The following is a 24667-nucleotide window of genomic DNA, read 5'->3' as shown; positions in this document are numbered from 1 at the left end:
TGCTGCTTGTTCCTGATTGCTTGTTCGAGATGTCGAATGCGGTCACTCGAGCGCTTCGCCCGTGCGGTCGCGCAGCCAGATTACGGGCACGAGCGACACCGCGCAGGCCGCCGCGACGTACCACGCGGGCGCCAGCGGGTTGCCCGTCAGCGCGACGAGCCAGCTCGCGACGAACGGCGAAAAGCCGCCGAAGAACGACGCGCTCACCACATAGGTTAGCGCGATGCCCGTCGCACGCACATGTTTCGGGAACAGTTCGGGGATCATCACGAGCACGGGCACGATCTGCCCGGCGACGAACAGCGCGAGAAACGCGGACACGGCGCACAGCATCAACGTCGAAGGCTGCGCGGACAGCCACGCGAACGCGGGATACACGGTGAGCAGCAGCGTCACGCGCGATATGACGAGCACGCGCTTGCGGCTGAAGCGGTCGGCGAGCTTGCCCGCGATGGGCGCCGCGACGAACAGCACGAGCGAGCTGATCACGCCCGAAGCAACCGACGCCGTCGACGACAGATGCAGCGTGCGCACCGCATGGCTCGGCAGAAAGAACGCGGTGATGTAGACGGAAACCGAGCCGCCGAGTTCGGCGAAAGTGCCGAGTATCGTCAGCTTCAGATGCGTGGTGAGCGCCGCTTTCAATGCGCCGCGCCGATGCGTGCGGGTGGATGACGCATCGCTGAGCGTCTCTTCGAGCCGCCGGCGGATCAGCATGCCGACGGGCGCCGCGACGATGCCGAGCACGAACGGAATGCGCCAGCCCCAGGCGAGGATCGCGTCCTTCGGCAGCGAGACATTGACGAGCGTCGCGACAACCGCGCCGAGCGCGAGACCGAGTGCCGTCGCGGCGAAGTTCCAGCTGGCGAAGAACGCACGCGTCGAGTCCGATGCGTATTCGACGAGTAGCGTCGTGCCGGGTCCAAATTCGCCGCCCGCGGCGAAGCCCTGGATCAGACGCGCGGCGAGCACGATGAAAGGCGCGGCCATCCCGGCCACCGCGTAAGGCGGCGCGCAGGCGATCAGCGCGCAGCTCAGCGCCATCAGCATGATGGTCAGCACCATCGCCTTCTTGCGGCCCGCGCGGTCGGCGTATGCGCCGATCACGATGCCGCCCAGCGGACGCACGACGAAGCCGACACCGAACACGCCGATCGACAGCAGAAACTGGTTCACGGGCGACGCGGACGGGAAGAACAGCTGCCCGATCTGGATCGCGAAGAAGCTGTAGATGGTGAAGTCGTAGAACTCCAGCGCCGTGCCGAGCGTTGTCGCGGCGATGACCTGGGTTTTCGACAGACCGGCTTTTTCCAATGCAAGCGTTGACACGTCGACCGCTCCTGAGTGGAACTGCATGGGACTGGAATCGATGCGAGTTATCATATACGAGAAAAAATAAATTCTCGTATACGACAAAACCCTTTGTCATCCCTGAGTAATGCCATGGCCAGATCCGTCGCGCGCAAACAACCTGAACCTGTCGAGCCTACGTCACAGATCGATCACCAGGCGGTCGGCGCGCGGCTGCGCGATGCGCGCAAGGCGCGCGGACTGACGCTGATGCAGTTGTCGGAACAGTCGGGCATCGCCGTGTCGACGATCTCGAAGGCCGAACGCGGCGACATCGCGCTGACCTACGACAAGTTCGCGGCGCTCGCGCATGCGCTGCAGCTCGAGTTCGATGCGATCTTCGGCCGCATGAAGCACACGGAGCACACGAAGCGCGCGGGCGCGAGCGCTATCGTGCCGACCTTCACGGCGTCGGGTCAGCAGATGATCTACGACACACCCAACTACGAATACGGGATGCTCGCCAACGACCTGACGGGCAAGCGCATGGTGCCGATGCGCGCGCACGTACGGGCGCGCAAGCTCGCCGATTTTCCCGACTACATTCGTCATAGCGGCGAGGAGTTCGTGTTCCTGCTGGATGGCACGCTCGAACTGCGCTTCGAGACGGGCGCGGTGTTTCAGTTGAAGCCGGGCGATAGCCTGTACTTCGACAGTTCCGTTGGACACGTGTATCTGAGCACGGGGAAAAAGCCGGCTGAAGTGCTCGTGTGCTGCGTGGACACGGACGCGCACCGGCCCGCCGACGCGATCTGAGCACAACACCCGGCGCGGGTAACATGGCGGCTTGAGCGATCTTCAGCGAGGGCGATGCGTGATGAACGCGAGCGATCTTTCTGACGTGTACCGGGGTTATATCGACTGTCTGAACCGGCAGGACTGGGCGACTCTGGGGCACTTCGTCGATGACGATGTGACGTACAACGGCGAGCGTATCGGCTTGTCCGGCTACCGGGCGATGCTGGAGCGTGACTTCCGCGAGATTCCGGATCTTCGTTTTGACATTGCGTTGCTGGTTGCGCAACCGCCTGTGATCGCCAGCCGGTTGCAGTTCGACTGCTCGCCCAAAGGGACGTTTCTTGGACTCGCCGTCGATGGAAAGAAAGTCGCTTTCGCCGAGAACGTTTTCTACGAGTTTCGCGGCGCAAAGATCGCGCAGGTGTGGTCGGTGATCGACAAGGCGGCCATCGAGGCTCAACTCGCGCAGCGTTGAAGCGGAAGTCACGCAAGGAGATTTCATGTTCCGGCTATCGACAGCTACGTCCGAACGTTTTGTTCGCTGTCTCTTGCAGGCGCTGGTTGTTGGCGTGATCGCGCAGACGTTGGGTTGCGCGTCGAGCAGCACGGCGACGGATGCGACGCCCGTCGCGCTGGAAGGCGTACGGCCCAACGGCGTCACAGTCGACGCGAGCGACGGCGCCGTCTATCTGACCGACGACGCGAAAAGCAGCGTGCTCAGATCATCCGATGGCCGTACGTTTGCCCCTTTTGCGTCGATTCCTCAGCCGCCTGGCCAGGGCATCAGCCTGAGCCAGTTGACCTTCGACGAGGCGCGCACTCTGCTGGCCGTGCGCTTTGGATTCGGCAGCGCGAGCGCGGTGTTCGACGTCAAAAGCGCGGATGGCGCAATCATGCTGTCAGGGCCCAATCCCGCTCGCCGCAGGCTCGGCATTGCGGCCATTGGCTCGCAACAGGCGCTGTCGACGTGGTTCGTCAAGGAAGGCAGCGCACCCGCGACAGGCGGCGTGAGCCTGTTGACCTACGATGCAGCTGCAGGCCGCGCCACCGAGCGCGATCTGATCACGGGAATGGGCAAGCCGGTGGGCGTCGTCGTATCGGGCGATACGGTTTTCGTTTCGGATCAGGCGCGCAACATGATCGTGCGCGCGTCGCTGGCGAACCTGCTGCAGTCAGCGCAGCCGGTTGCCGTTGCCGATACCTTCGCGAAGATCGAGAACCCGGATCTGATGGCAGGAGATGGTCATGGTGCGCTCTATACACACTGCAAGAGCGCATCGTTGTGCAAGGTCGCGCCGGACGGCAGCGTGAACGAAATCGCCACTGAGTTTCACGACGCGCGCGGCGTTGCAGTCGATCCGGCGCGACACCGTCTTTATGTCGTCGATCGCGCAGCGGCAGGCGGAACCAGTTACCTGCGGATTCTGCCGCTGCGTTGAACTTGCGTCGAAACGCGGCGTTATCAGTCGACGCCGATAATCACGCTCGATGCCTTGAAGATCGCCGACGCCGCCGCGCCGCTCGACAGCCCGAGCCGATCGACGCTTTCATTGGTGATGATCGCGGCGATCTCCGCACCGCTTGCGGACGCAACGATCACTTCGCTATTCACGGCGCCCTTCGTGACGGCCGTGACCGTACCCGCGACGCGATTGCGCGCCGACACCTTGCCGTTGCCGTCATCGACCATCACCAGCACCGACGACGCCTTCACCAGCGCAAAAGCCGTCTTGCCGGCTGCCAGACCAAGCGACGACGCGCTGCCGTGCGTGATCACCGCGACGATGTCGAGTCCGTCCTGGGTGCGCAGCGTGACTTCATCATTGACGGCGCCGGGTTTGACTTCGGTGATCTGTCCGGTGAAATGATTTCGGGCGCTGGTTCGCATGATGATGTTCTCCTCGAATGGGTCCCGCGTTCGTGCCACGGAAACCCGTAATGTTAAGCCAACCCGAAGTCTAGCGTTTATACCTATAGCGTTGCCGCCCGTGTTTACGCGGTGTGTAAGACGCTATATCGCGTGACGCAAGTGGCTTCAATGTGGACTTGATAGGTATGACGCGTCAAACACGATATATTGACGCGTATATATCGAGCGTACATTTTACATTTTCAGCTAACGACAACGCGGAGCAGACGTTGAATTCGACACATAAAGAAGCCGTCGGCGAGCATTTCTCGCTGGATGCGATGCAGCACGCAAGAGTCATGACATGGAAGGCCGTCAACGCGATCGCCGCCGACGTGCGGCCGGGCATGCGGGAATCGGAGGCGAATGCGCTGGCGCTGCGCATTCTGAAGGATCTCGGGATGGACCGGATCTGGCATCCCGTGCTCGTGCGTTTCGGCGAGAACACGCTAAGAACATTCAAGCAGCGATCGAACGGCGACCCGGTGCTGGCGGACAACGACATTTTCTTCATCGACCTCGGCGCGGTCTGGGCGAAGCACGAGGGCGACGCGGGCGCCACCTTCGTCTGCGGCGACGACCCGGACATGCAGGCGTGCGCGCAGGCGGCGCGCACGATCTACGACGAAGTCGAGCGGCACTGGCGCACGACGGGCTGCGCGGGCGTCGATCTGTACGTCTACGCGGCGCAGCGGGCCAATGCGCATGGGTTTCGCCTGAACGTCGATATCAAGGGGCATCGTGTGAGCGATTTTCCGCATGCCATCTACAAGGCGGGCGATCTCGGCGACTTCGACGCGAGACCCGCAGCGGGCGTGTGGATTCTTGAAATCCAGATTGCGCATCCGAAGCGGCCGTTCGGCGCGTTCCATGAAGACCTGCTCGTCTGACGGGCCATGTTCATCCGCCAGCTCGACTACCTCGTCACGTTGGCGCGCGAAAAGCATTTCGCGCGTGCCGCCGACGCATGCCATGTTTCGCAGCCGGCCTTGTCGTCGGCGATCCGGGCACTCGAGTCGGAACTCGGGCTGACGATCGTCAATCGTGGGCGGCGCTTCGTCGGCTTCACGGAAGACGGCGAGCGCGTGCTGGGATGGGCGCGGCAGACGCTGGCGACGCTGCAGAACATGCGGCAAGACGCGTTCTCGGCGCAGGACCGTCTGGTCGGCAAGCTGCGCGTCGGCGCGATACCGACCGTGATTCCCGTCGCGTCGCGCGTGCTTGCGCCTTGCCTGCTCGATCATCCACAGATCCGCTACGACGTGCATTCGCTCAGCTCGGAAGCGATTCATCGGCAACTCGACGAACTCGAACTGGATATCGGCCTCACGTACCTCGACTCGGGCGTGCAGGCGGGCTTTGCGGTGCTGCCGCTGTATCGCGAGCGCTCCATTCTGCTGTCGCCACCGGGCGATCATGCGGATCTCGTGGAAGGGGCATGCAGCTGGCGCGAGTTGTCGGGCCTGCCGCTCGGCCTGCTGCCACAGACGATGCAGAACAGACAGGTCATCAACGCCGCGTTCCGTCGCGAGCAGGTTCAGCCGGAAGTGTTGATCGAATGCGACTCGCTGCTCGCGTTGTACGGACATGTCTTGCACGCCGGCATATCCAGCATCTTTCCGCACAGCCTGCTGAGCGTGCTGCCCGCCGGCGACGACGTGCGTCGCGCGTTGCTGATGCCCGAACTGACGCGTGAAATCGGCCTCGTCGCGCGTAATCGCGAGGGGATGCAACCGCTCGTGGCCGCCTTCTGGCGCTGCGCCGAAAGCCTTCGGCTGCAGGACGAATTCGACGCGCTGCTTCCCGTTTGTTGAGTGGTCGCAACGCGACTGCGCCGCTCGACCACACGCGTTGATAAGCGACGCTTATCAGACCATTCGCCCAAACGATTGGACGCACATAGCCGCGCCATCGACACTGCTTCACATCGTATGTGATGTATCACGTCGATATGTCGATAGAGCGCCGGCATGAAAATGCGCTCGACCAGACTGGAGCGAGACGAATGGCTAAGGTTCTTTGTGTGCTGTATGACGATCCCGTCAAAGGAATGCCGAAACAGTACGCCCGCGACGGCGTACCCGAAATCACGCATTATCACGACGGTCAAACGGCGCCGACGCCGAAGGCCATCGACTTCACGCCGGGCGAACTGCTGGGCAGCGTATCGGGCGAACTGGGACTGCGTAAATACCTCGAATCGCTAGGGCATACGCTCGTCGTGACATCGGACAAGGATGGTCCGAACTCGACGTTCGAGCGTGAGCTTGCCGACGCCGAAGTCGTGATCTCCCAACCGTTCTGGCCTGCGTACCTGACAGCCGAGCGCATCGCGAAGGCGCCGAAGCTCAAGCTCGCGCTGACGGCGGGCATCGGCTCGGATCACGTCGATCTGCAGGCGGCCATCGAGCGCGGCGTCACGGTGGCCGAAGTCACGTACTGCAATAGCATCAGCGTCGCTGAACACGTCGTGATGATGATTCTCGGCCTGGTGCGCAATTACCTGCCGTCGCATGAATGGGTGAAGAAGGGCGGCTGGAATATCGCCGACTGTGTCGAGCGCGCTTACGATCTCGAAGCAATGCATGTGGGCACGGTCGCCGCTGGCCGGATCGGTGCAGCCGTGTTGCGCAGGCTCAAACCGTTCGACGTCAAGCTGCACTACACGGATCGTCACCGCTTGCCGCTCGATGTCGAAAAAGAACTCGGCGCGACGTGGCACCCGGATGTCGAATCGATGGTGAAGGCTTGCGACGTGGTGACGATCAACTGTCCGCTGCACCCCGAAACGGAGAACCTCTTCAACGAAAAGCTGATCGCGAAGATGAAGCGCGGCGCGTATATCGTGAATACGGCGCGCGGCAAGATCGTCGATCGCGATGCGATCGTGCGGGCGCTCGAATCGGGGCAACTGGCGGGCTATGCGGGCGACGTGTGGTTCCCGCAGCCGGCACCGCGCGATCATCCGTGGCGCACGATGCCGCACAACGGCATGACGCCGCATATTTCGGGCACGACGTTGTCGGCGCAGGCGCGTTATGCGGCTGGCACGCGCGAAATTCTCGAATGCTGGTTCGAGAAGCGGCCTATCCGCGACGAGTATCTGATCGTCGATGGCGGCAAGCTGGCGGGCGTCGGCGCGCATTCGTATAGCGCGGGCAATGCGACGTCGGGATCGGAAGAGGCGGCGCGCTTTAAAGCAGCGTAAAGGCAATAACGTTGAAGGCCACCCGCGGGTGGCCTTCAATTTCTGCGGGGATCGACGAAAGCGTTAGACGCTTTGGCGAAGCGTTTGCGCAGCCGCCACCATGTTCTTCAGCGCGGGAATCACTTCATCCCATGCACGCGTCTTCAGCCCGCAATCGGGATTGACCCACAAGCGTTCCGCCGGAATGCGCCCGGCCGCCGTCTTCATCAGGTTCACGATGTGGTCCTGGCTCGGAATGTTAGGCGAGTGGATGTCGTACACGCCCGGCCCGATCTGGTTCGGATAGTCGAAGTCGTCGAACGCATCGAGCAGTTCCATGTCCGAGCGCGACGTTTCGATTGTGATCACATCGGCATCCATGTCGGCGATCGACGCGATGATGTCGTTGAACTCCGAATAGCACATGTGGGTGTGAATCTGCGTTTCGTCCTGCACGCCGTTCGCGGTGATACGGAACGACTCGACTGCCCACCGCAGATAGTCGCTCCACTGCGAGCGGCGCAGCGGAAGGCCTTCGCGCAGGGCCGCTTCGTCGATCTGGATCACGCGCACGCCGGCTTTTTCGAGGTCCAGCACTTCGTCGCGGATCGCGAGCGCCAGTTGATGGCACGACACCGAGCGCGGCTGGTCATCACGCACGAACGACCAGTTCAGGATCGTGACGGGACCCGTCAGCATGCCTTTCATCGGCTTCGTGGTTTGCGATTGCGCGTATCGAATCCATTCGACCGTCATCGCTTTCGGGCGGCTGATGTCGCCGAACAGAATGGGCGGCTTCACGCAGCGGGAGCCATACGACTGCACCCAGCCGAACTGGCTGAACGCGTAGCCATCCAGTTGCTCGCCGAAGTATTCGACCATGTCGTTGCGTTCGGCTTCGCCATGCACGAGCACGTCGAGGCCAAGTGCTTCCTGTTCTTTCACGGCGCGCGTGATCTCACGCTCCATCGCCGCCTTATAGCCGGCCTGATCGAGTTCGCCTGACTTGTACTGGCTGCGCGCGTGACGGATGTCGCTCGTCTGTGGAAAGGAGCCGATCGTGGTGGTCGGGAACGCGGGCAGGTTGAGAATCGCGGACTGCTTTTCTGCACGCTGCGCATAAGCGCTGGCGCGCTTGCCGAGCGCCGCATCGATACGCGCAATCGCGGCCTTGACGGCCGGGTTGTGCACGCGCGGCGACACGCGCCGGCTTTCGATTGCAGCGGCGTTCGAGGCGAGTGCGTCGGCCACCGATTCGCGCCCGTTGTTCAGCGCCGCCGCCAGCACCGTCAGCTCGTCGAGCTTTTGCAGCGCAAACGCGAGCCACGATTTGATCTCGGCGTCGAGCTTCTGTTCGCTGTTGAGATCGACGGGCGTATGCAGCAGCGAGCACGAAGGCGCAATCCACAAGCGGTCACCGAGCGAACGGTGCAGCGGTTCAAGCCATTCGAGCACCGCGTTCAGATCGGTCTTCCAGATGTTGCGGCCGTTGATCACGCCGACCGACAGCACCGCTGCGCCGGAGAGCTTCGCCGCGACCTGCGCGACTTCATCGCGCGCATTGATCGCATCGATATGCAGGCCGTCGACGGGCAGCTTGCACGCGAGTTCCAGGTTGTCCTGCAACGGCCCGAAGTAGGTGGCGAGCAACAGCTTGACGCGGCGTGCCGACAGGGCATCGTAGGCGGTGACGAACGCGTCGCGCCACTTCGCGTCGAGTTCCGTCACGAGCACCGGCTCATCAATCTGCACCCAGTCGATGCCTTGCGCCGTGAAGTAGTCGAGCAGCGCCGCATAGACGGGCAGCAGGCGCGGCAGCAGCGCGAGCTTGTCGGAGTCGTCCTTTGCCTTGCCGAGCCATAGATACGTAACGGGTCCGATGATGACGGGCTTCACGTTGACGCCGAGCGCGCGGGCCTCGTTGAGCTGTTCGAGCAGACGCGAAGGGTCGAGCGAGAACTGCGTGTTCGCGTCGAACTCGGGGACGATGTAGTGATAGTTCGTGTCGAACCACTTGGTCATTTCGCCCGCCGCCACCCCGCCGCAGCACGCGCTGTGCGCTTCCGCGTTCTGCGCCGAGCGGCCACGCGCGACGCGGAACGCGTTGTCGAGCGCATCGCCGTGAAAGCCGCGCACGCGCTCGGGCAGATTGCCGAGCGTAAAGCTCATGTCGAGCACCTGGTCGTAGAACGCGAAATCGCCGACGGGCACGAAGTCCAGACGCGCCTGGTCTTTCCAGTGCCGCCCGCGAAGCTGGGCGCCGACGGCCTTTAGCTCGTCGCGCGTCGATTCGTTCTTCCAGTATTGCTCGAGTGCGAATTTCAGTTCGCGTTTCGCGCCGATGCGCGGAAAACCCAGATTGTGTGTCGTAACCATCGCTATTCCCCGTTCAGATAATGAATCTGGAAGCGATGATAGAATTTTCGATGTATGAATAAAAATGGATTTATTTCATACAACGATTATTTCTGTTCATGGAGTCGCAATGCTGGAGCGCAGTCATCTGATGGTCGTGAGGGAAGTGGAGCGGCAAGGTTCGCTCACAGGCGCCGCCGACGTGCTGAATCTCACGCAGTCGGCGTTGAGCCACACGGTGAAGAAGCTCGAGCAGCAGCTAGGCACGCCCGTGTGGACGCGCGAGGGCCGCTCGATGCGTCTCACGCAGGCGGGCCAGTACCTGCTCGGTCTCGCCAACCGGCTGCTGCCGCAATTCGAGCTCGCCGAAGAACGCATGAAGCAATACGCGCAGGGCGAGCGCGGCACGTTGCGCATCGGCATGGAATGTCATCCGTGCTACCAGTGGCTGCTGAAGGTCGTGTCGCCGTATCTCGCGCGCTGGCCGGATGTCGATGTCGACGTGAAGCAGCGCTTTCAGTTCGGCGGCATTGGCGCGCTGTTCGGCTATGACATCGATGTGCTCGTCACGCCCGATCCGCTGAAAAAGCCGGGCTTACGCTTCGAGCCCGTGTTCGACTACGAGCAGGTACTGGTCGTCGCGGACGAGCATGCTTTGTCCAGCGAGCCTTATGTGACGCCGGAGCAAATCGCGGCGGAAGTGCTGATTACCTATCCCGTCGAAACCGACCGGCTCGACATCTATACGCAGTTCCTGACGCCCGCGAACGTCGTGCCGAGACGGCACAAGGTGATCGAGACGACCGACATCATGCTGCAGATGGTCGCGAGCGGCCGCGGCGTCGCGGCGTTGCCGCGCTGGCTCGCGGAAGAGTACGCGGAGTGGATGCCGCTCACGCCGCTGCGCCTCGGCAAGAAGGGCATCGCCAAGCAGATCTTTCTCGGCACACGCGAGGCGGACGATGCGATCGATTATCTGAGCGCGTTCGTCGCGATGGCGCGCAAGGCAGATTGGACCGGGGCGAGGTTTCGGGACTAGGCGCGAGGTGTTGCAACGCGGCGCCAGCTTCATCAACTGGTCGCCGCCGTGCTGACAAGTGAAGCTCAGCCCACCAGGCGCTGAGCGTGACGCTTACTCCGCCGGCACCACCGACACCGACGCCTCGCCCGTCAGCATCAGGAAGGTCAGCGTTTCGCGCAGATAGAGGCGCACGGCCGAGTCCGTATGGCTTTGATAACCAATCGACACGTCCTGCCCGAGATGCAGCTCGTAGTCGCCGCCGCGCATCGACAGCACGCTGCCGCCTTCGATCGCCGGTGCCCAGATGATGTCGCCGTTCACGAGCCGTTTGATGTGTTCGAGCACGGGATAGCCCTGATCGCGCGCTTCGCCGAGCGCCGTGTACGCGTCGGCGCCGAGCAGCACGGAGTAGGGCCCATCGACGCCCGCCAGCCGCAGCTGCTGCAGCGCGGCGCCGATCGCATCCGGGTAGTCGGCGACATCGGCGGGCAGCGTGAGCGACGCATTCGACGAACCCTCGCGAATCCCGACGATACCCGCCGCCTTGTAGCCGTCGAAGATCGCGCGGTCTTCGGCATACGCGAGTTCCTTCGCGGCATCCTTGGCGGGCTGCCAGTCCGAGTCGTTCGCGCCGCGCTCGACGGCATCGATCGCATCGCGCGACAGTTCGAACGGCACGTTCAGCTGCACGAGCGCCTTGACCTCGGCCAGCTTCGCGATGACGCCGTGATGCGGGGCCGCGATCGTCGTCTGATGGCCCGTGCCGACGCTGGACAGATCGACGCCGCCCGGGCCCTTCACGTCGACCACGCGGCGACCCGCGACCGAACGCTTGAACGTACGCGCCACTTCTTCTTCGATTTGCGACCAGGCTTCGCTGGAGATCGGGGCAAGCTCGCGATGCAGGTTATTCATATTGAGAAATTCCTTTCAAAGAGCCAATATTCAGCGAGCCGTCGGGAGTCGGCCCTGCGGATGCGGGGAGGTCGGCGGGTACGTTCGGGCTCGCGTCGGCAGCGGTGCTCGCGGCTTGCGGATCGCGCTCGGCGAGCGCTTCGAGCAGCGTCGCAGAGGGCACGAAGAACAGTCCGCCCGTGGCCGCGCGGCTGAAGTCGAGCAACCGGTCGTAGTTGCCGGGCGGGCGTCCGACGAACATGTTCTCTAGCATCTTCTCGATCGGATCGGGCGAGCGCGCGTAGCCGATGAAGTACGTGCCGAATTCGCTGGAGCCCGGGCGTCCGAACGGCATGTTGTCGCGCAGAATCTTCACTTCCTGTCCGTTCTCGACGAGCGTCGTCAGCGAACTGTGCGACGAGGTCGGCTTGACGGCATCGTCGAGTTCGATGTCGGAGAGCTTCGTGCGACCGATGATGCGCTCCTGCGTTTCGACGGACAGCGCGTTCCAGCCCGTCATGTCGTGCAGGTACTTCTGCACGAGCACGTAGCTGCCCGAGACGAATTCGGGATCTTCGTCGCCGATCATCGTGAAGTCGACGGCCTCGCGTCCCGTCGGATTCTCTGTGCCGTCGACAAAGCCGACCATGCTGCGCAGATCGAAGTAGCGAAAGCCATGCACTTCATCGACGACCTTGACCGACTCGCCGAGCCGGTTCACCAGCTGCGTGGCGAGTTCGAAGCACAGGTCCATCTGGTCAGCGCGGATATGCAGCAGGATGTCGCCCGGCGTGGCGATGGCGCGGCGCTCGCTCGGTCCGAACTCGCGGAACGGATGCAGCTGCGCAGGGCGGGGCGCGCCGAACAGCTTGTCCCACGCGCCGGAACTGAAGCCGACCACGCACGACAGGTTGCCGGACGGGACGCGCTTGCCGACCGACCGTACGAGCGCGGCGACGTCCGCGCACCAGGCGCGTGCGGTGTCGGCGTGCTCGTCGCCGTCGGCAAGCGTTGCAACGATGAAAATCGCGCTGCGGTTGATGGGGGTGGTGACGGCTTGGGGTTCTGGAATGTCGTTGGGCATCGGACCATGTCCTGTTGAAACCATTGCGGATTGCGACGTGGCAGAAAAGGTGCCGGATTAGGAGAGTACCGCGAACATGGGGTGTTTGTCGTACGAGAGGACGGGGCGGCCGCGTCGGAAACGCGGCGCTGCGTTCACGTCGAACTGGCGTGACGTTATGGTGCCGCAAGCCGCCTTGTCATGCTTTTGTGGAGCGCGCGCGATTCTGAAATCGCACGGCGGGTTCGGGCGCTGGAGATACGACGTTCAACTCCAGTCGTCCATGTCGTGTTTGATCGAATGACGGTTGGCGATCAGCGTGTCCACGCTCGGCTCGTTGCTCATCGCGCGCTGGATAGCGAGTTTGGTCGCTTCGTAGTTCGTGCGGTACATGTCCTTCTTGTCAAGATTCGCATCTGTGACGCAGCGCGGATCGATCCATACCAGACTGACGATGCATAGCTCGTTCGCCTGGTCTTTCGGCAAAATCCCTTCGATCAGACAATCGACGATCGCATCGGCCGTGGCCGACTGCACGACGCCGCCGAACAGTTCGATGGTCGCCATGTCTCTTAGCGTCACCTTTGGGACGATCATCGTCGCGGGCCGCACCATCTGGTTGCACGCGCGAATCGCGAACATCGCCGTGTGGCCCTTGCTCTGCGCCATCATGTTTGCGAACGCATGCCCAACCGGACCGTCGACGCGGCCGATCAGGATTTCGGGCATGGCGTCCGTCACCTGGCCGGGCGCCGCGAACACGGTGGCTTCACCGGCGCGGAATGTCAGATCGATGCTCATCGTGGACCTCCTCTTTTGATTGGACGACAGTGGAGGTGCGATGAATGCAAGGGCAGTGCCATTGATTTCGGCGCGCGCGAGAGCAGGGCAGCCGTCGCTGCGATTACGCAATATGTCCCGGCTTCGTGACAGAGTGACAAATGACTGCGGCGCGCGTGACTACCCCGCGGCAAAGACAGTCGCGCCTCTATCCTCGAAGTGCGCGGTGCTGCGAACGAAGCGGTACTTCTGGCCGCCAATTTCGAGGTGGTTACGTCCGCAGCGGGTCAGCCTCAGAATGTCGTCGACGATCGAAGCGCTGATCGCGCCGTGATACCGCCAATGATCCTGGGCCTTCGTTGCGTCGCCGACGTATATCGCGCAGAGGCCGTCGCACATCTGCATCACAAGCACGCTGCCGCCGTTATCGAGCGATATTTCCAGGTACTCGGCCAGCGTCAGCAGTGACTCTGTCGTCGCCATGATGACTTCCCCAAGAAAAGCGCAGCTTTGCGGGTGTCGTTCGGATTCACCCATCGACCGATCTGCCTGGTGAAGTTGACCCGGTACTTTTCAGGGCCCTGCGAGCAATACGTTGATATGCCCGAGAAGCGTATCGAGTAGAACGGGCTTGACCAGGAAGCGATCGAAAACCGGTTCGCCGACGATGATCGTTGCCGCCGTCCAGAGAATGATCGGTACGAATTCGAACCTGCTATCGGCCTTTAGCGCGCGGCAGAACGCAAGTCCATGCATGCCGGGCATCATCAGGTCGGTAATGACGAGCGCTGGCGGCGATTGCTGGGCTTTATGCCACGCGTCCAGACCACCCGTTGCCGTCACGACCTCGAAACCTTCCATGCGCAGAAGCAGCGCCCATGCTTCCAGCGCATCGATCGCATCGTCAACGAGAAGGATGGCGGGTCTCTCATCTGTGCTGCGGGAAGAAACGTTCACATTGGCCTTCGGGAGACCTGCCGGCTGAATTGCCCGCAGCCCGGAAAGCGCTGCTACATGGTCTTCTCGCACACGGCATACCCGCGCTTCAAAGATAGGCGATCACGCGCGAATGCACCAAAAAACAGTGAAGATTGCGCGATGATGCGCCAGTCTGTCACAAACGGAACCGCACGTCGATCTTGCTGTACGGCACCGATCGGTCCACGCTCAGCGCGTCGCGGCCGAAACCCGAATAGGTTTGCACGAGCCGCAAGCCCAGCCCGGTTCCCTCCGGTGACGGGAACGTATCGGGTAGTCCGTGCCCTTCGTCCACGACGCTCAATAGTGCCGAGTCCGGGGCGTCGGCACGCAGCGATACGGAGATCTTTCCGCGCCCGTATTTCACCGAGTTCGTGACGAGTTCCGCTGTAATCAGACCCAGCGGGCTCAGGCGCACGGCAGGCACGATGATGGGATCGGCGACAAGTTCGATCGGCCGTTCACCGATGACTGCCTGCAGATCGGTAATCAGCCCCTGCAGATAGCGCGCGGCATCGGGCGCGGCGGAACCATTGTCCTGATACAGGCGTTGATGGACCGACCCGACCGTCATGACGCGAACGGCTGCCGCCTTGAGCTGCGCCTTGACGGCAGGCTCGGGCGCAAGATTGCCTTGCAGGCCGAGCAAGGTCTGGACGAGTTGAAGGCTGTTGCGGACGCGATGATGGACTTCTTTCATCATTGCCTCGTTCGCGCCGAGCTGTTGCTCCTGGTCGCTGATCAATGCTGCCAGCCTGGCTTCCTGCTCGTGGCGCTCCGTGACGTCGCGCGAGACGGCGACGAGACGTCCCGGCACGCCATGCTGCGGCTCGATCTTCGACACGGACACATCCCACCATGTCTGCGCTCCGTCAGCGGCGACGATCGGCGCCTCGAAGCGGGCAGGAGAGTCTGTCCGGGCGCGGGCGAGGGCCGCTTCAACGGCAGCATGAAATTGTGCCGGCCATAGCGTCGCCCATTTCACGCCCTGCACGGCGGCAACGTCGGTCACGCCGACGTGCGACATCGCGCGAGCATTCATCGACTGCACGACGCCGTCTTCTGTCATCACTGTGACGGGGTCGGGGCTTGCATACAGGATGTCGGTGGACAGTTCTTCGGAGCGTCGTTCCCCGGCCTCGGCGGCCAGCCGCTCAGCCGACATGGCGACGATGTTCGCCACACCTTCGACGAAGGCGATGTCGCTCGCGATGAACGCTTCTTCGTCGGGACTGTCGGCTTCCAGCACGCCGAACGGAGAAGGCACGCCACGGATCGGCACGTTGATCGCCCGTTTGATGCCGTAGCGCTCGAGCAGTATCGGTGTGCGAAAGCGCAACTCCGACGCGAGGTGATTCGACAGCACGGCCTTGCCGTTGGCGATCGCATAGCCTGCAGGGCTGCCATTGTCCGCCGACAACCTGGCAAAGCCAATTTCAGCGGGTGACCAACCCACGCCCGCGACGAGCAGAAGATGATCGTGCTCGGGCACGTAGCGCAGCACCTTGACGAAGTGGGAGCCCAAACCGTCGGCCACTGTGCGACACGCTTCGTTCAGCACGGAAGTGAGATTATGTGCGGCGAGGGCGGCCTGACCGAAACGCACCACGAGCTCATGCTGACGCGCAGCCCGCGACGCGGAGCTGCCCATGGACGTCAGAAGGATTTCACTGCTCGGCAATTTTTCCATCTACCGTCTCGCGGACCAGAATGTCTGTGACGAATTCCCCGCCAAATTACCACGTGGAAAAGAAAATATCTGCATTCTGCGCGAGCGGATTTGAATCGGTAAAAAGTCCTGTACAGGTTTTGCAATGGGGACGAGCGCGCAGGTTGTTGAAGTGTTAAGCGGCTTCTCGATGTCGTCGCGCGTCACGCCGCCGTTAAGCGTTGTGCGCCTTGATGCCCGGGCTTGCCGCCTGCGCGATGCGCAGCGCGACGATGAATGCATCGGAAAGCGATGCGCGGGTCGTGATGCCGCACAGATCGACGCCCAGATGCACAACTGTCAGCGCAATCTGCGGGCGAATACCGCTGATGATGCAGTCCGTTCCCATCAATCGCGCGGCCGCCACCGTTTTCATCAGATGTTGCGCAACGAGCGTATCGACGGTCGGCACACCCGTGATGTCGATGATGGCGACGGCGGCGCCTGTTTCGACGATTCTCTGCAGCAGGCTTTCCATCACGACCTGGGTGCGCGCCGAATCGAGCGTGCCGACGAGCGGCAGCGCGAGGATACCTTCCCACAGTTCGACGACGGGAGTCGACAGTTCGAGCAGTTCTTCGCGTTGCCGGGCAATGGTTGCTTCACGGCTGCGCTGGAAGACTTCTGTCGTGTAGAGGCCCAGTGCATCCAGCAGCAGATTGATGGACCAGTTGGCGTCCGCAAGCGCACCCATGTCATCGCCGAACGCCACGCATAATTGCGTATAGAGCGGATGCTTCAGCGAAAACACGAACGCCGCGGTTTCGACGGGCGTGAAGCCTTGCCTCGTGCGCTGCTCCGATATCTCGCCCAGCCGCGCACGCACGGGCGCCCACTCGGGACGGTTTGCGTCAAGCGTGTCGCTCGATCTTAGCGTGTCGAGAAATACTTCCATGAAGCTGGCGAACTGACTGCGCATCTCGGCTTCTGTCGTGAGGCCTCGCCTCAACGAAACTGAAAGATGCTGGTCCAACCAGTTATCGAGCAATTCCCGTCCGTTCAGGAAGCCCGCCAGCGTCTTGCCGGTGAAGTTGTTCATCTGAGCCTGATGCGTGAAGGACCAGCGTGAGTGGCGTCCGATGAGCTGACGGATTGATGAGTTGCCGCGCCATGGTACTCCATGGGTGGTCCTTGCGCTGCGCATTCCGGCGGGCGTCGGCCGCTAGCGGATGCGCCCGTTTCAAGCAGTTCGGAAAGCAAAGTTTCACTGTACAAATGCACTAATGCGCGTACGATGGACTGAGTCCTCGCACCTCGCGCTCATTTCGGTTCTCATTTCGGTTATATCGCCCGCCTGAATGCACCGCAACGCTGTCGCCCGACAGCCGCGTGTGTGCCGATCATGACGCGGCCGTTTGGTCCGCGCTCGTCCCACCTGCATAATCTTCGCCGCACATCGCGGCAACAGAGGTGTCTCATGGAAGCCGCTGCATATCTATACAGGGGGCTTGAAGTTCGTCTGCTCGTTTATCCGCGTCAACGCACGATGTCGGGAACGGGTCACAGCTACGATCAGGGCTTCGATGCCGCTGTCCGGATCAACGAACCAGGTCAGAAGGAAGTGGAAGGGCGCAGCCGCGTTTTTCAACTCAAGGTCGAACGCGGCTTTGAAAATATCGGCGATGCGAGAAGGGCGTCGACGGCTTATGCCGAACATCTCATTGATGCGTGTCCGTCGGGTCGAACCATCTGGGATGCCGAAGTGTGAGAATCCGATGGTCCGCTATGTTCGATGGTTTCATCGCGCGTCACCGGAAGTGATCGCGTGCGATGGTGAACGTGGCGTGCTTCGATTGACCGTCGCTGCGTAGCGTTGTCTGTTCGGCTGCATCCACGACACGCACGGTACGACTTCACTAAAAGTGAACTTTATATTCGCGCAGCGCGCGATGGGAGCGTCGTATGCATTTCGATCCCGCAGTGTTCCGAATAGACCCCACGCCGCGTCGCGCCGATGGCGAATACATGGCTCACGCCATGATCACTGGGCCGCTGCCGGACGGCGAATCGTTCATCCATGTGAGCGGTGATCTGGCGGGATTCGATCTTCGCCAGGATGCTATTCGATATGCGACCGACTGGGCGAACGACTGGCTGCAGAAATGTTTCGACGGGTCGTGCAATGCGCCTCGGGCCTTAATGGCGGCTGAAGGACGCGTGAATTGAAAGCGGGCTGCGGCAGTCTTCAGGCCGCTTTTGTGATTTTACATAAGATAAATTATCAATCTAAAAAAAATCGAATTTTGAAAAATAGGGCCTGACAGCCCCAAACGGCACACTAACAAACCCCACGCGGCAGCAGCTCATCCACCCGACCTACGATATCGAATCCGCGCCGGCACCAGCCGCGAGTCCGGCGCGCCGTCACCCTCAAGCAAAGAAAACACGCAACGCAGACTGTGCTCAGCCAGTTGCGCGCTGTCCTGGATAATCGCGTCGATCTTGAAAGGCAAACAGTCGAGCAGCTTATGGTCATCGAACGTCATCAGTTGGCCTGGCGCCTGCGCCAGTTGATGCGCATCGTTCATAAACTGCAGAACGCCTTCGAGCAACGTAATCGAGCCTGCAAACAGCGCTTGCGGATATCGCTGGTGTTCAGCGAACCATGACTTCATCAGCTCGTAACCCGATTCACGCTGGTAGTCTCGCTCGAACACCCAGTCCGGTTGCTCTTCGAGACCATGCTGGCGAAGCGCCTGCCGGTATCCCGCCAGACGATCGCGGCTTGCGGACAACTCCGGTTGACCGCCGAGATAGACGACCTCACGCGCGCCACTCGCAATGCTCTCGCCCACCAGCGTTGCTACCGTTTCAACCGCATCGGTGACGACGTACGGAATACTGCTCGACTCGACGCGACGATCGGCAAACACGAGCGGCAGACGCTTCATCCATTTCTCATAGCGCTTCGCATCCCCCGTGCACGGCACCACGATCAGACCATCGACCTGATGAGACACGAGATGCGCGATCCCCTCCGTCTCGCGTACCGGGTTTTCATCGCTGGTGACAAGAACGAGCTGATATTGATAGCGTTCGCGACACTGCCATTCCATCGCCTGTGCCAGCGCCGCGTGCGCAGAGTTGGTCAAGTCGGGAATCACCAGACCGATCGTATTGCTGCGACGGGTGCGCAACGCCCGCGCCGACTGCGAAGGCGTGAAGTGATGGTCCTTTGCGACCTGCAATACACGTTCGACGGTCGCCGCAGATATCCGGTAGCGCTCGGCATAGCCGTTGAGCACCATGCTGGCGGTAGTACGGGAAACCTTCGCGAGGCGGGCAATGTCGTCGATGGTCAGACGCTCGAACTGAGTCACGCGGGCTTCCTGCAGGTCAATGAGTCAAGCGCGAGCGCACCGCCTGGATGAGCGGTGCGTGCGTACGATATAACTTCGTCGGGGATTCGCCGCCCAATCTCGATCGGAGGCAGAGGCAGGCGCGCAGCGACGTGAGTCCTGGCGCCTGATGGTACTACGGGAAGGGACAGATGAGAACTTACTGCTTGTAGAGGTTCAGCGGCACCGGGATGAACTTGTCGACCGACTGGCCATCGACCAGCTTTTTCGCCGTCTGCACACCGTATTGGCCAATCAGCTCCGGCTGCTGCTGCACCGTCGCCGACATCTGGCCGCCCTTGACTGCCGTGATGGCGTCGCTGGTCGCATCGAAGCCAACCACCGCCACGTTCTTCAGACCCGCCGCCTGCAACGCCTTCACTGCGCCCAGCGCCATCTCGTCGTTCTGTGCGAACACGCCCTGAATGTCCTTGTTGCCCTGGATGATGTTCTCCATCACCGAGAGACCCTTCGCACGGTCGAAGTCGGCAGGCTGTTTCGTCGCGATCTTCACGCCGCCCTTCGCCGTCACTTCGTCGTCGAAGCCCGCGCCACGCTCATTGGCCGCCGACGAGCCAGGAATGCCCTGAAGCTCGACGATATTACCCTTGCCGCCCAGCTTGTCCGCGAGGAACTCGGCCGCCATCTTGCCGCCGGCCTTGTTGTCCGACGCGATGTGCGAGCTGACATCCGCGCCGTTCACGCTCCGGTCGAGCGAGATGACCTTGATGCCCTTGCTGGTCGCTTCCTTGACGACGTTCGCCACGGCCGACGAATCGGTCGGGTTGATCAGGATGACGCTGACTTTCTTTTCGATCAGGTCTTCAACGCTCGCCTGCTGTTTCGCGGGATCGTTCTGCGCATCGACGGTGATCAGCGTCACGCCGTCTTTTGCCGCTTCGTCTTCGGCCCCCTTACGCAGCGAGACGAAAAACGGATTGTTCAGCGTCGAAATCGACAGCCCGACCGTGATCGCGCCGTTTGCAGCGGGCGCCGATGCTGCACTGGCTCCCGCGTCCGCCGACGTCGCCGGCCCCTCCTTCGAGCACGCAACCAGACCAGCCATCAGCGTGCTTGCGCACAGCGCGGCGAAAAGCTTCGAGAATCGCGGCGAAACGGGTTTCTGCATTGTCTTCCTCTTCTTCCTTGTGTGGTGAAACTGGGTTTTGCTGTCCAGCAGTCGGTAATGCATAAAGCGCTGTGGCAAGGGACTACGCCCTTCCCTCGTCAACATGGGTCACGCCTCTGGGTCACGCCTTCTTGTTGCCACGATCGATCAGCACGGCGAGCAGGATCACGCCGCCCTTGATGACCTGCTGATAGAAAGACGACACATCGAGCAGATTCAGGCCGTTGTTCAGAACGCCGATCAGCAATGCGCCAACGAGCGTGCCGAAAATCCAGCCGCGTCCGCCCGTCAGACTCGTTCCACCGAGCACGACGGCGGCGATGGCGTCGAGTTCATAGCCGGTGCCTGCCGTCGGCTGCGCGGAGTTCAGACGCGAGGTCAGCACGACGCCCGCGAGCGCCGCCATGACGCCTGAGATCGTGTACACATAGAGCTGAATGCGATCGACCTTCACGCCCGAGAGCTTTGCCGATTCAGCGTTGCCGCCCGTCGCATAGATGTGGCGGCCGAACACGGTCTTACGCAGCAGCACCCAGAAGATCGCGAACATAACGAGCATGAGCACGACGGGAATCGGCACGAGGCGGGCGATGTAGCCGCCGCCGAGCAGCGAAAAGAAGTCACTGTTGAAGCTGCTGAGCGGACTTCCGTTCGACAGGACCAATGCCAGTCCGCGAAGTACCGTCATCGACCCAAGCGTCGCGATAAACGGCGCGACTTTGCCTTTGCTGATCACGAGCCCGTTCACGAGTCCCATCAGGCCGCCTGCAACAAGTCCGGCGAGCGTCGCAAGACCGGCCGGCATACCCGACGTCAGAAGACTCGCGATGATGACGGAAGACAGCGCCAGCACCGAGCCCGCAGAGAGGTCGATGCCGCCCAGCAGAATCACCAGCGTCATGCCGAACGCGATCAGCGCATTGATCGACGCCTGACGCATCACGTTCAGCAGATTGTCGACGGTCAGAAAATTGTGACTGACGATAGAGAGTCCCACCGCAATGACAAGCAGGGCAATGAACGGCCCAAGCTTCTGCAGCGTCGCGCGGTTGGTCGGTGTGATACTCAGTTGCGCCATGATGTGTCTCGCGTGTTTTCCTGTCGCTGCGACAGGACCATTCAATTGGGATGCACGGCGCGCTGCCAATCGCGCGGCCGTCGTGGATCAGGTTGTGAGGTGTCTATGCAGCAACCGAAACAGGCGTCGCGTTGCCGCCCGCCGCTGCCGTCATGATGAGTTCCTGCGTCGCGCCCTCTGCATCGAACAGGCCGCTCTGGCGGCCCTGATGCATGACGAGAATCCGGTCGCTCATCGCGAGCACCTCGGGAAGCTCCGACGACACCATGACGATTGCGACGCCCCGCTCCGCCAGCTGATTGATGATCGTGTAGATTTCGGCCTTGCCGCCCACGTCGACGCCGCGCGTCGGCTCGTCCAGCAACAGTACCTTGGGCGGTCGCGCAAGCCACTTGGCGAAGACCACCTTCTGCTGATTGCCGCCCGACAGCGACTTCACGTCCAGCTCCGCGTCCCGCGTGCGCACGCGCAACTGCTCGATCAAACCATCGACCGCCTGGCGCTCGGCCTTGCTGTCGACGAATCCGAGCCTTGCATAGCTGTCGAGATGAACAAGCGTCGCGTTCTCCCGCACGGACATACCCAGCACGAGCCCCTGCCCTTTGCGATCTTCCGTGACGAAGCCGATGCCCGCCGCAATGGCGCCGGATGCATCGCGAACGTTGAGCGGCTTGCCATCCAGCGTGACCGTTCCCGCCGTTTTCCGGTTGGCGCCGAACAGCGTTCTGAGAATTTCGCTGCGCCCCGCCCCCATCAGTCCGGCGATGCCGAGCACTTCGCCCGCACGTACATCGAACGAAACGCCCGAGATGTTGCCGTGATCCGCGAGACCTTTGACCTGCAAGCGGACCGCGCCCGGCTTGTGCTGCCGCTTCGGGAAACGCTCGCCGAGTTCGCGCCCCACCATCAGCCTGACGATCTCATCGAAACTCGTGTCCCTGATCGCGCGTTCGCCGACGAAGTGACCATCGCGCAGGACGCTGATCTTGTCGCAGATCCGGAAGATCTCTTCCATCCGGTGCGAGACATAGACGATTGCAACGCCGCGCGCCTTCAGCGACAGCATGATCTCGAACAGCGTGTCGATCTCGCGATTGGTGAGCGCGGCCGTCGGCTCATCCATCACGACGACGCGCGCATCCAGTGAAAGCGCCTTTGCGATTTCGACGAGTTGCTGGCGGCCGATGGAAAGTTGCCCCGCTTCCGTCTGCGGGTCGATGTCGCGCGCGCCAACCATGTCGAGCCACTTGCGTGCCTCGCAGCGCATCTTCGCGTTGTCGACGATCCCGAACCGGCTCGGTTCGCGGCCCAGAAAGAGGTTCTCCATCACCGTCAGTTGCGGGATGAGGTTCAGTTCCTGGTGGATGATCGCGATGCCGGCATGTTCGGCCTCGACCGTGTTGCGAATCTGCGCGGCGCGGCCGTCGATCAGGATCTTGCCTGCGTCGGCTTGATAGACCCCGCACAGAATCTTCATTAGCGTCGATTTGCCGGCGCCGTTTTCACCCATCAGCGCGTGGATTTCGCCTGCACTGATGTGAAAATCGACGCCCTCGAGCACGCGTACCGGTCCGAAGGCCTTGCCGATGCCCTGCATCAACACTTCCATGGTGTGCCTCTCAGAAGATGACGCCGGAATGCAAAATCACATTCGCGTAAGGACTGCACTCGCCCGTGCGGATGATGGCTTTCGCCTCGCGCGAGCGCTGCTTGAACGCCTCGTGCGGCACCTGTTCGACTTCGATCTCGCTGGCCGTCATCTGTGCAATGCGCTCGACGACAGCGGCGTTGTGTTCGGCGCTCTCGCTCGCAAACACCGCGCGTTCGACCTTGAAATCGGCGAGCACACTGTCGAGCACATCGAAAAAGCCCGGCACGTTGAGGGCAAGCGATACGTCGATACACTCCACGCCTTCGGGAATCGGCAGGCCGCAGTCGGCGATCACGAGGCTGTCGGTGTGGCCCATCGATGCCAGCACGCGCGCGATGTCGCGATTCAGATGTCCAAGCTTTTTCATGATTGAGCTTCGAGAAATGTGTCCAGTTCGGCGAGCGTCGGCATGCCGCCTTGCGCGCCTGCGCGCGTGACAGAGAGCGCTGCCGCTGCATTGGCGCGGCGTACTGCCTCGGCGATCCCGAGACGCCAGAAGGCCGCGAGGGCGCCGTTGAACGTGTCGCCGGCGCCCGTCGTGTCGACCGCATTCACCGCGAAGCCGGATTGGTGCACGAGTTTGCCATCCGAGTCTGCGTAGCACACGCCATCCTTGCCACGTGTCATCGCGATCTGGCCGGGACGCCGCGCGAGTTCGTCGGCCCACTGCGCTTCACTCGTTTGCAAGGCAGTCGCGAGTTCATGCTGGTTGGGCGTCAGCAGCGTGACGAGATCCAGGAGTTCGTCGCTGAGCGCGACGGCGGGAGCCGGATTCAGAAAGAACGGCTTGTTGAGTTCGCGGGCGCGGCGTGCCGCGTGCAGGACCGTCCCGTACGGCACCTCGAGTTGGGCCAGCACGACGTCGGCCTGCACGAATGCATCGGCGGCGCGGTCGATATCTTCGGGCAATAGCTCAGAGTTGGCGCCCGGCACGACGACGATCGCGTTATCGCCGCCCGTCAGCGTGATCGAGGCGATACCCGTCGCCTGGCGCGCGGTGGTGACGTAGCGCACGTCCACGCCTTCGCGTACGAGCGTTGCCTTCATGTCTTCACCGAAGGCGTCCGCGCCTACCCGGCCAACCATCGTCACCTGCGCGCCAAGGCGCGCCGCCGCGACGGCCTGATTCGCGCCTTTGCCGCCAGGACTCGTCGAAAAGCCCGTGCCGAACAGCGTCTCGCCCAGACGGGGAAACGTGTTGGTGACGACCACCATATCCATGTTGATGCTGCCCACCACAACTACGCGCGCCATGCCATTCCTTTCAAACGGTCCCGCTGAACCTTGCCAATCTTACAAGAAATCGTCGTGCTAAAACGTAATCAGCCACGGAGCGCAATTTATAGCAGAGTCGGCCGTCGCGCGGAATAGGACTTAGGGTTTTACCCGATATGGCGTCGGAGGCTGCGCTGCGGCGTCCGCGTGCCGGATATAGGCAGCTTTTTCGGACGCGGCCAGAGCCACGCTTTCGAAATCTTCAGCCCAGGG

At 62.0% G+C, this 24667-nt stretch carries 25 protein-coding genes; 9 read left to right on the top strand and 16 right to left on the bottom strand.

Going from position 1 to position 24667, the window contains the following annotated elements; genetic code table 11:
• Positions 1-42 precede the first annotated feature (42 nt).
• A complete protein-coding gene (locus H1204_RS20935) occupies positions 43-1329 on the bottom strand; it encodes an MFS transporter (protein WP_180732553.1) in 1287 nt (428 codons plus the stop codon).
• 114 nt (positions 1330-1443) lie between these two features.
• Here H1204_RS20935 and H1204_RS20930 point away from each other — a divergent pair, with 114 nt between their 5' ends.
• From H1204_RS20930 to H1204_RS20920, 3 genes are all read left to right on the top strand, one after another.
• Complete coding sequence (locus tag H1204_RS20930; protein ID WP_180732552.1) at positions 1444-2106, top strand: XRE family transcriptional regulator; 663 nt, start codon at positions 1444-1446, stop codon at positions 2104-2106.
• A gap of 61 nt (positions 2107-2167) precedes the next feature.
• Entirely contained in the window at positions 2168-2563 is a 396-nt protein-coding gene (locus H1204_RS20925; protein ID WP_180732551.1) for an ester cyclase, read from the top strand.
• A 25-nt stretch (positions 2564-2588) separates the two neighbouring features.
• Positions 2589-3527 (top strand): hypothetical protein, encoded by a 939-nt coding sequence (locus H1204_RS20920; protein ID WP_180732550.1) that lies wholly within the window; start codon positions 2589-2591, stop codon positions 3525-3527.
• 23 nt (positions 3528-3550) lie between these two features.
• Here H1204_RS20920 and H1204_RS20915 read toward each other — a convergent pair whose 3' ends face one another.
• Entirely contained in the window at positions 3551-3976 is a 426-nt protein-coding gene (locus tag H1204_RS20915) for a TOBE domain-containing protein (RefSeq protein ID WP_180732549.1), read from the bottom strand.
• Between the two features lie 251 nt (positions 3977-4227).
• On the opposite strand from H1204_RS20915, the gene H1204_RS20910 reads away from it, so the two are divergent.
• The 3 genes from H1204_RS20910 to H1204_RS20900 all read left to right on the top strand — a co-directional run bounded on the left by H1204_RS20910 (position 4228) and on the right by H1204_RS20900 (position 7205).
• A complete protein-coding gene (locus tag H1204_RS20910) occupies positions 4228-4887 on the top strand; it encodes a M24 family metallopeptidase (RefSeq protein WP_180732548.1) in 660 nt (219 codons plus the stop codon).
• 6 nt (positions 4888-4893) lie between these two features.
• Entirely contained in the window at positions 4894-5811 is a 918-nt protein-coding gene (locus H1204_RS20905; RefSeq protein WP_180732547.1) for a LysR family transcriptional regulator, read from the top strand.
• Positions 5812-6002: 191 nt separating this feature from the next.
• On the top strand, positions 6003-7205 hold the full coding sequence (locus tag H1204_RS20900) for an NAD-dependent formate dehydrogenase (protein WP_180732546.1): 1203 nt from the start codon (positions 6003-6005) through the stop codon (positions 7203-7205).
• Between the two features lie 63 nt (positions 7206-7268).
• Here the strand turns inward: H1204_RS20900 and metE are convergent, their stop codons facing one another.
• Complete coding sequence (metE, locus tag H1204_RS20895; protein WP_180732545.1) at positions 7269-9560, bottom strand: 5-methyltetrahydropteroyltriglutamate--homocysteine S-methyltransferase; 2292 nt, start codon at positions 9558-9560, stop codon at positions 7269-7271.
• A 64-nt stretch (positions 9561-9624) separates the two neighbouring features.
• On the opposite strand from metE, the gene H1204_RS20890 reads away from it, so the two are divergent.
• Positions 9625-10578, top strand: a complete 954-nt coding sequence (locus H1204_RS20890) for a LysR family transcriptional regulator (RefSeq protein WP_180732544.1) — start codon at positions 9625-9627, stop codon at positions 10576-10578.
• A 93-nt stretch (positions 10579-10671) separates the two neighbouring features.
• Here H1204_RS20890 and H1204_RS20885 read toward each other — a convergent pair whose 3' ends face one another.
• The 7 genes from H1204_RS20885 to H1204_RS20855 form a co-directional block, all read right to left on the bottom strand.
• Positions 10672-11475 (bottom strand): family 1 encapsulin nanocompartment shell protein, encoded by an 804-nt coding sequence (locus H1204_RS20885; RefSeq protein WP_180732543.1) that lies wholly within the window; start codon positions 11473-11475, stop codon positions 10672-10674.
• Complete coding sequence (locus H1204_RS20880; RefSeq protein ID WP_180732542.1) at positions 11468-12538, bottom strand: Dyp-type peroxidase; 1071 nt, start codon at positions 12536-12538, stop codon at positions 11468-11470. The genes H1204_RS20885 and H1204_RS20880 overlap by 8 nt, the downstream gene beginning before the upstream one ends.
• Positions 12539-12784: 246 nt before the next feature.
• The gene (fae, locus tag H1204_RS20875; protein WP_180732541.1) at positions 12785-13318 is read right to left on the bottom strand and encodes a formaldehyde-activating enzyme; all 534 of its coding nucleotides are present in this window, start codon (positions 13316-13318) and stop codon (positions 12785-12787) included.
• Positions 13319-13477: 159 nt separating this feature from the next.
• Complete coding sequence (locus tag H1204_RS20870) at positions 13478-13834, bottom strand: hypothetical protein (RefSeq protein WP_243468738.1); 357 nt, start codon at positions 13832-13834, stop codon at positions 13478-13480.
• A 36-nt stretch (positions 13835-13870) separates the two neighbouring features.
• Positions 13871-14254: a response regulator gene (locus H1204_RS20865; protein WP_180732540.1), complete on the bottom strand. Its 384-nt coding sequence runs from the start codon at positions 14252-14254 to the stop codon at positions 13871-13873.
• A 157-nt stretch (positions 14255-14411) separates the two neighbouring features.
• Positions 14412-15965, bottom strand: coding sequence for a histidine kinase dimerization/phosphoacceptor domain -containing protein (locus H1204_RS20860; protein ID WP_180732539.1), 1554 nt, complete (start codon positions 15963-15965; stop codon positions 14412-14414).
• A 193-nt stretch (positions 15966-16158) separates the two neighbouring features.
• Entirely contained in the window at positions 16159-17022 is an 864-nt protein-coding gene (locus tag H1204_RS20855; RefSeq protein WP_180732538.1) for an STAS domain-containing protein, read from the bottom strand.
• Between the two features lie 378 nt (positions 17023-17400).
• On the opposite strand from H1204_RS20855, the gene H1204_RS20850 reads away from it, so the two are divergent.
• Complete coding sequence (locus H1204_RS20850) at positions 17401-17691, top strand: hypothetical protein (RefSeq protein WP_042314460.1); 291 nt, start codon at positions 17401-17403, stop codon at positions 17689-17691.
• Positions 17692-17885: 194 nt separating this feature from the next.
• Positions 17886-18149 carry a hypothetical protein gene (locus H1204_RS20845; RefSeq protein ID WP_180732537.1) on the top strand — a complete coding sequence of 88 codons (264 nt, stop codon included), beginning with the start codon at positions 17886-17888 and terminating at the stop codon, positions 18147-18149.
• 137 nt (positions 18150-18286) lie between these two features.
• On the opposite strand, the gene H1204_RS20840 is transcribed toward H1204_RS20845, so the two are convergent.
• The 6 genes from H1204_RS20840 to rbsK form a co-directional block, all read right to left on the bottom strand.
• On the bottom strand, positions 18287-19303 hold the full coding sequence (locus tag H1204_RS20840; protein WP_180732536.1) for a substrate-binding domain-containing protein: 1017 nt from the start codon (positions 19301-19303) through the stop codon (positions 18287-18289).
• 178 nt (positions 19304-19481) lie between these two features.
• Positions 19482-20450: a ribose ABC transporter substrate-binding protein RbsB gene (gene rbsB / locus H1204_RS20835; RefSeq protein WP_180732535.1), complete on the bottom strand. Its 969-nt coding sequence runs from the start codon at positions 20448-20450 to the stop codon at positions 19482-19484.
• Positions 20451-20571: 121 nt separating this feature from the next.
• A complete protein-coding gene (gene rbsC, locus H1204_RS20830) occupies positions 20572-21528 on the bottom strand; it encodes a ribose ABC transporter permease (protein WP_007746908.1) in 957 nt (318 codons plus the stop codon).
• Positions 21529-21631: 103 nt separating this feature from the next.
• The gene (locus H1204_RS20825) at positions 21632-23137 is read right to left on the bottom strand and encodes a sugar ABC transporter ATP-binding protein (protein WP_180732534.1); all 1506 of its coding nucleotides are present in this window, start codon (positions 23135-23137) and stop codon (positions 21632-21634) included.
• A gap of 10 nt (positions 23138-23147) precedes the next feature.
• The gene (gene rbsD, locus H1204_RS20820) at positions 23148-23546 is read right to left on the bottom strand and encodes a D-ribose pyranase (protein WP_180732533.1); all 399 of its coding nucleotides are present in this window, start codon (positions 23544-23546) and stop codon (positions 23148-23150) included.
• Positions 23543-24433, bottom strand: a complete 891-nt coding sequence (gene rbsK / locus H1204_RS20815; RefSeq protein ID WP_180732532.1) for a ribokinase — start codon at positions 24431-24433, stop codon at positions 23543-23545. Before rbsK ends, rbsD begins: the two co-directional genes overlap by 4 nt.
• Positions 24434-24667 lie beyond the last annotated feature (234 nt).

It is taken from the genome of Paraburkholderia sp. PGU19 (assembly GCF_013426915.1).
Classification (GTDB): Bacteria; Pseudomonadota; Gammaproteobacteria; order Burkholderiales; family Burkholderiaceae; genus Paraburkholderia.
The sequence above is the reverse complement of the archived record's forward strand: the minus strand, read 5'-3'. Positions and strand labels throughout refer to the sequence as shown.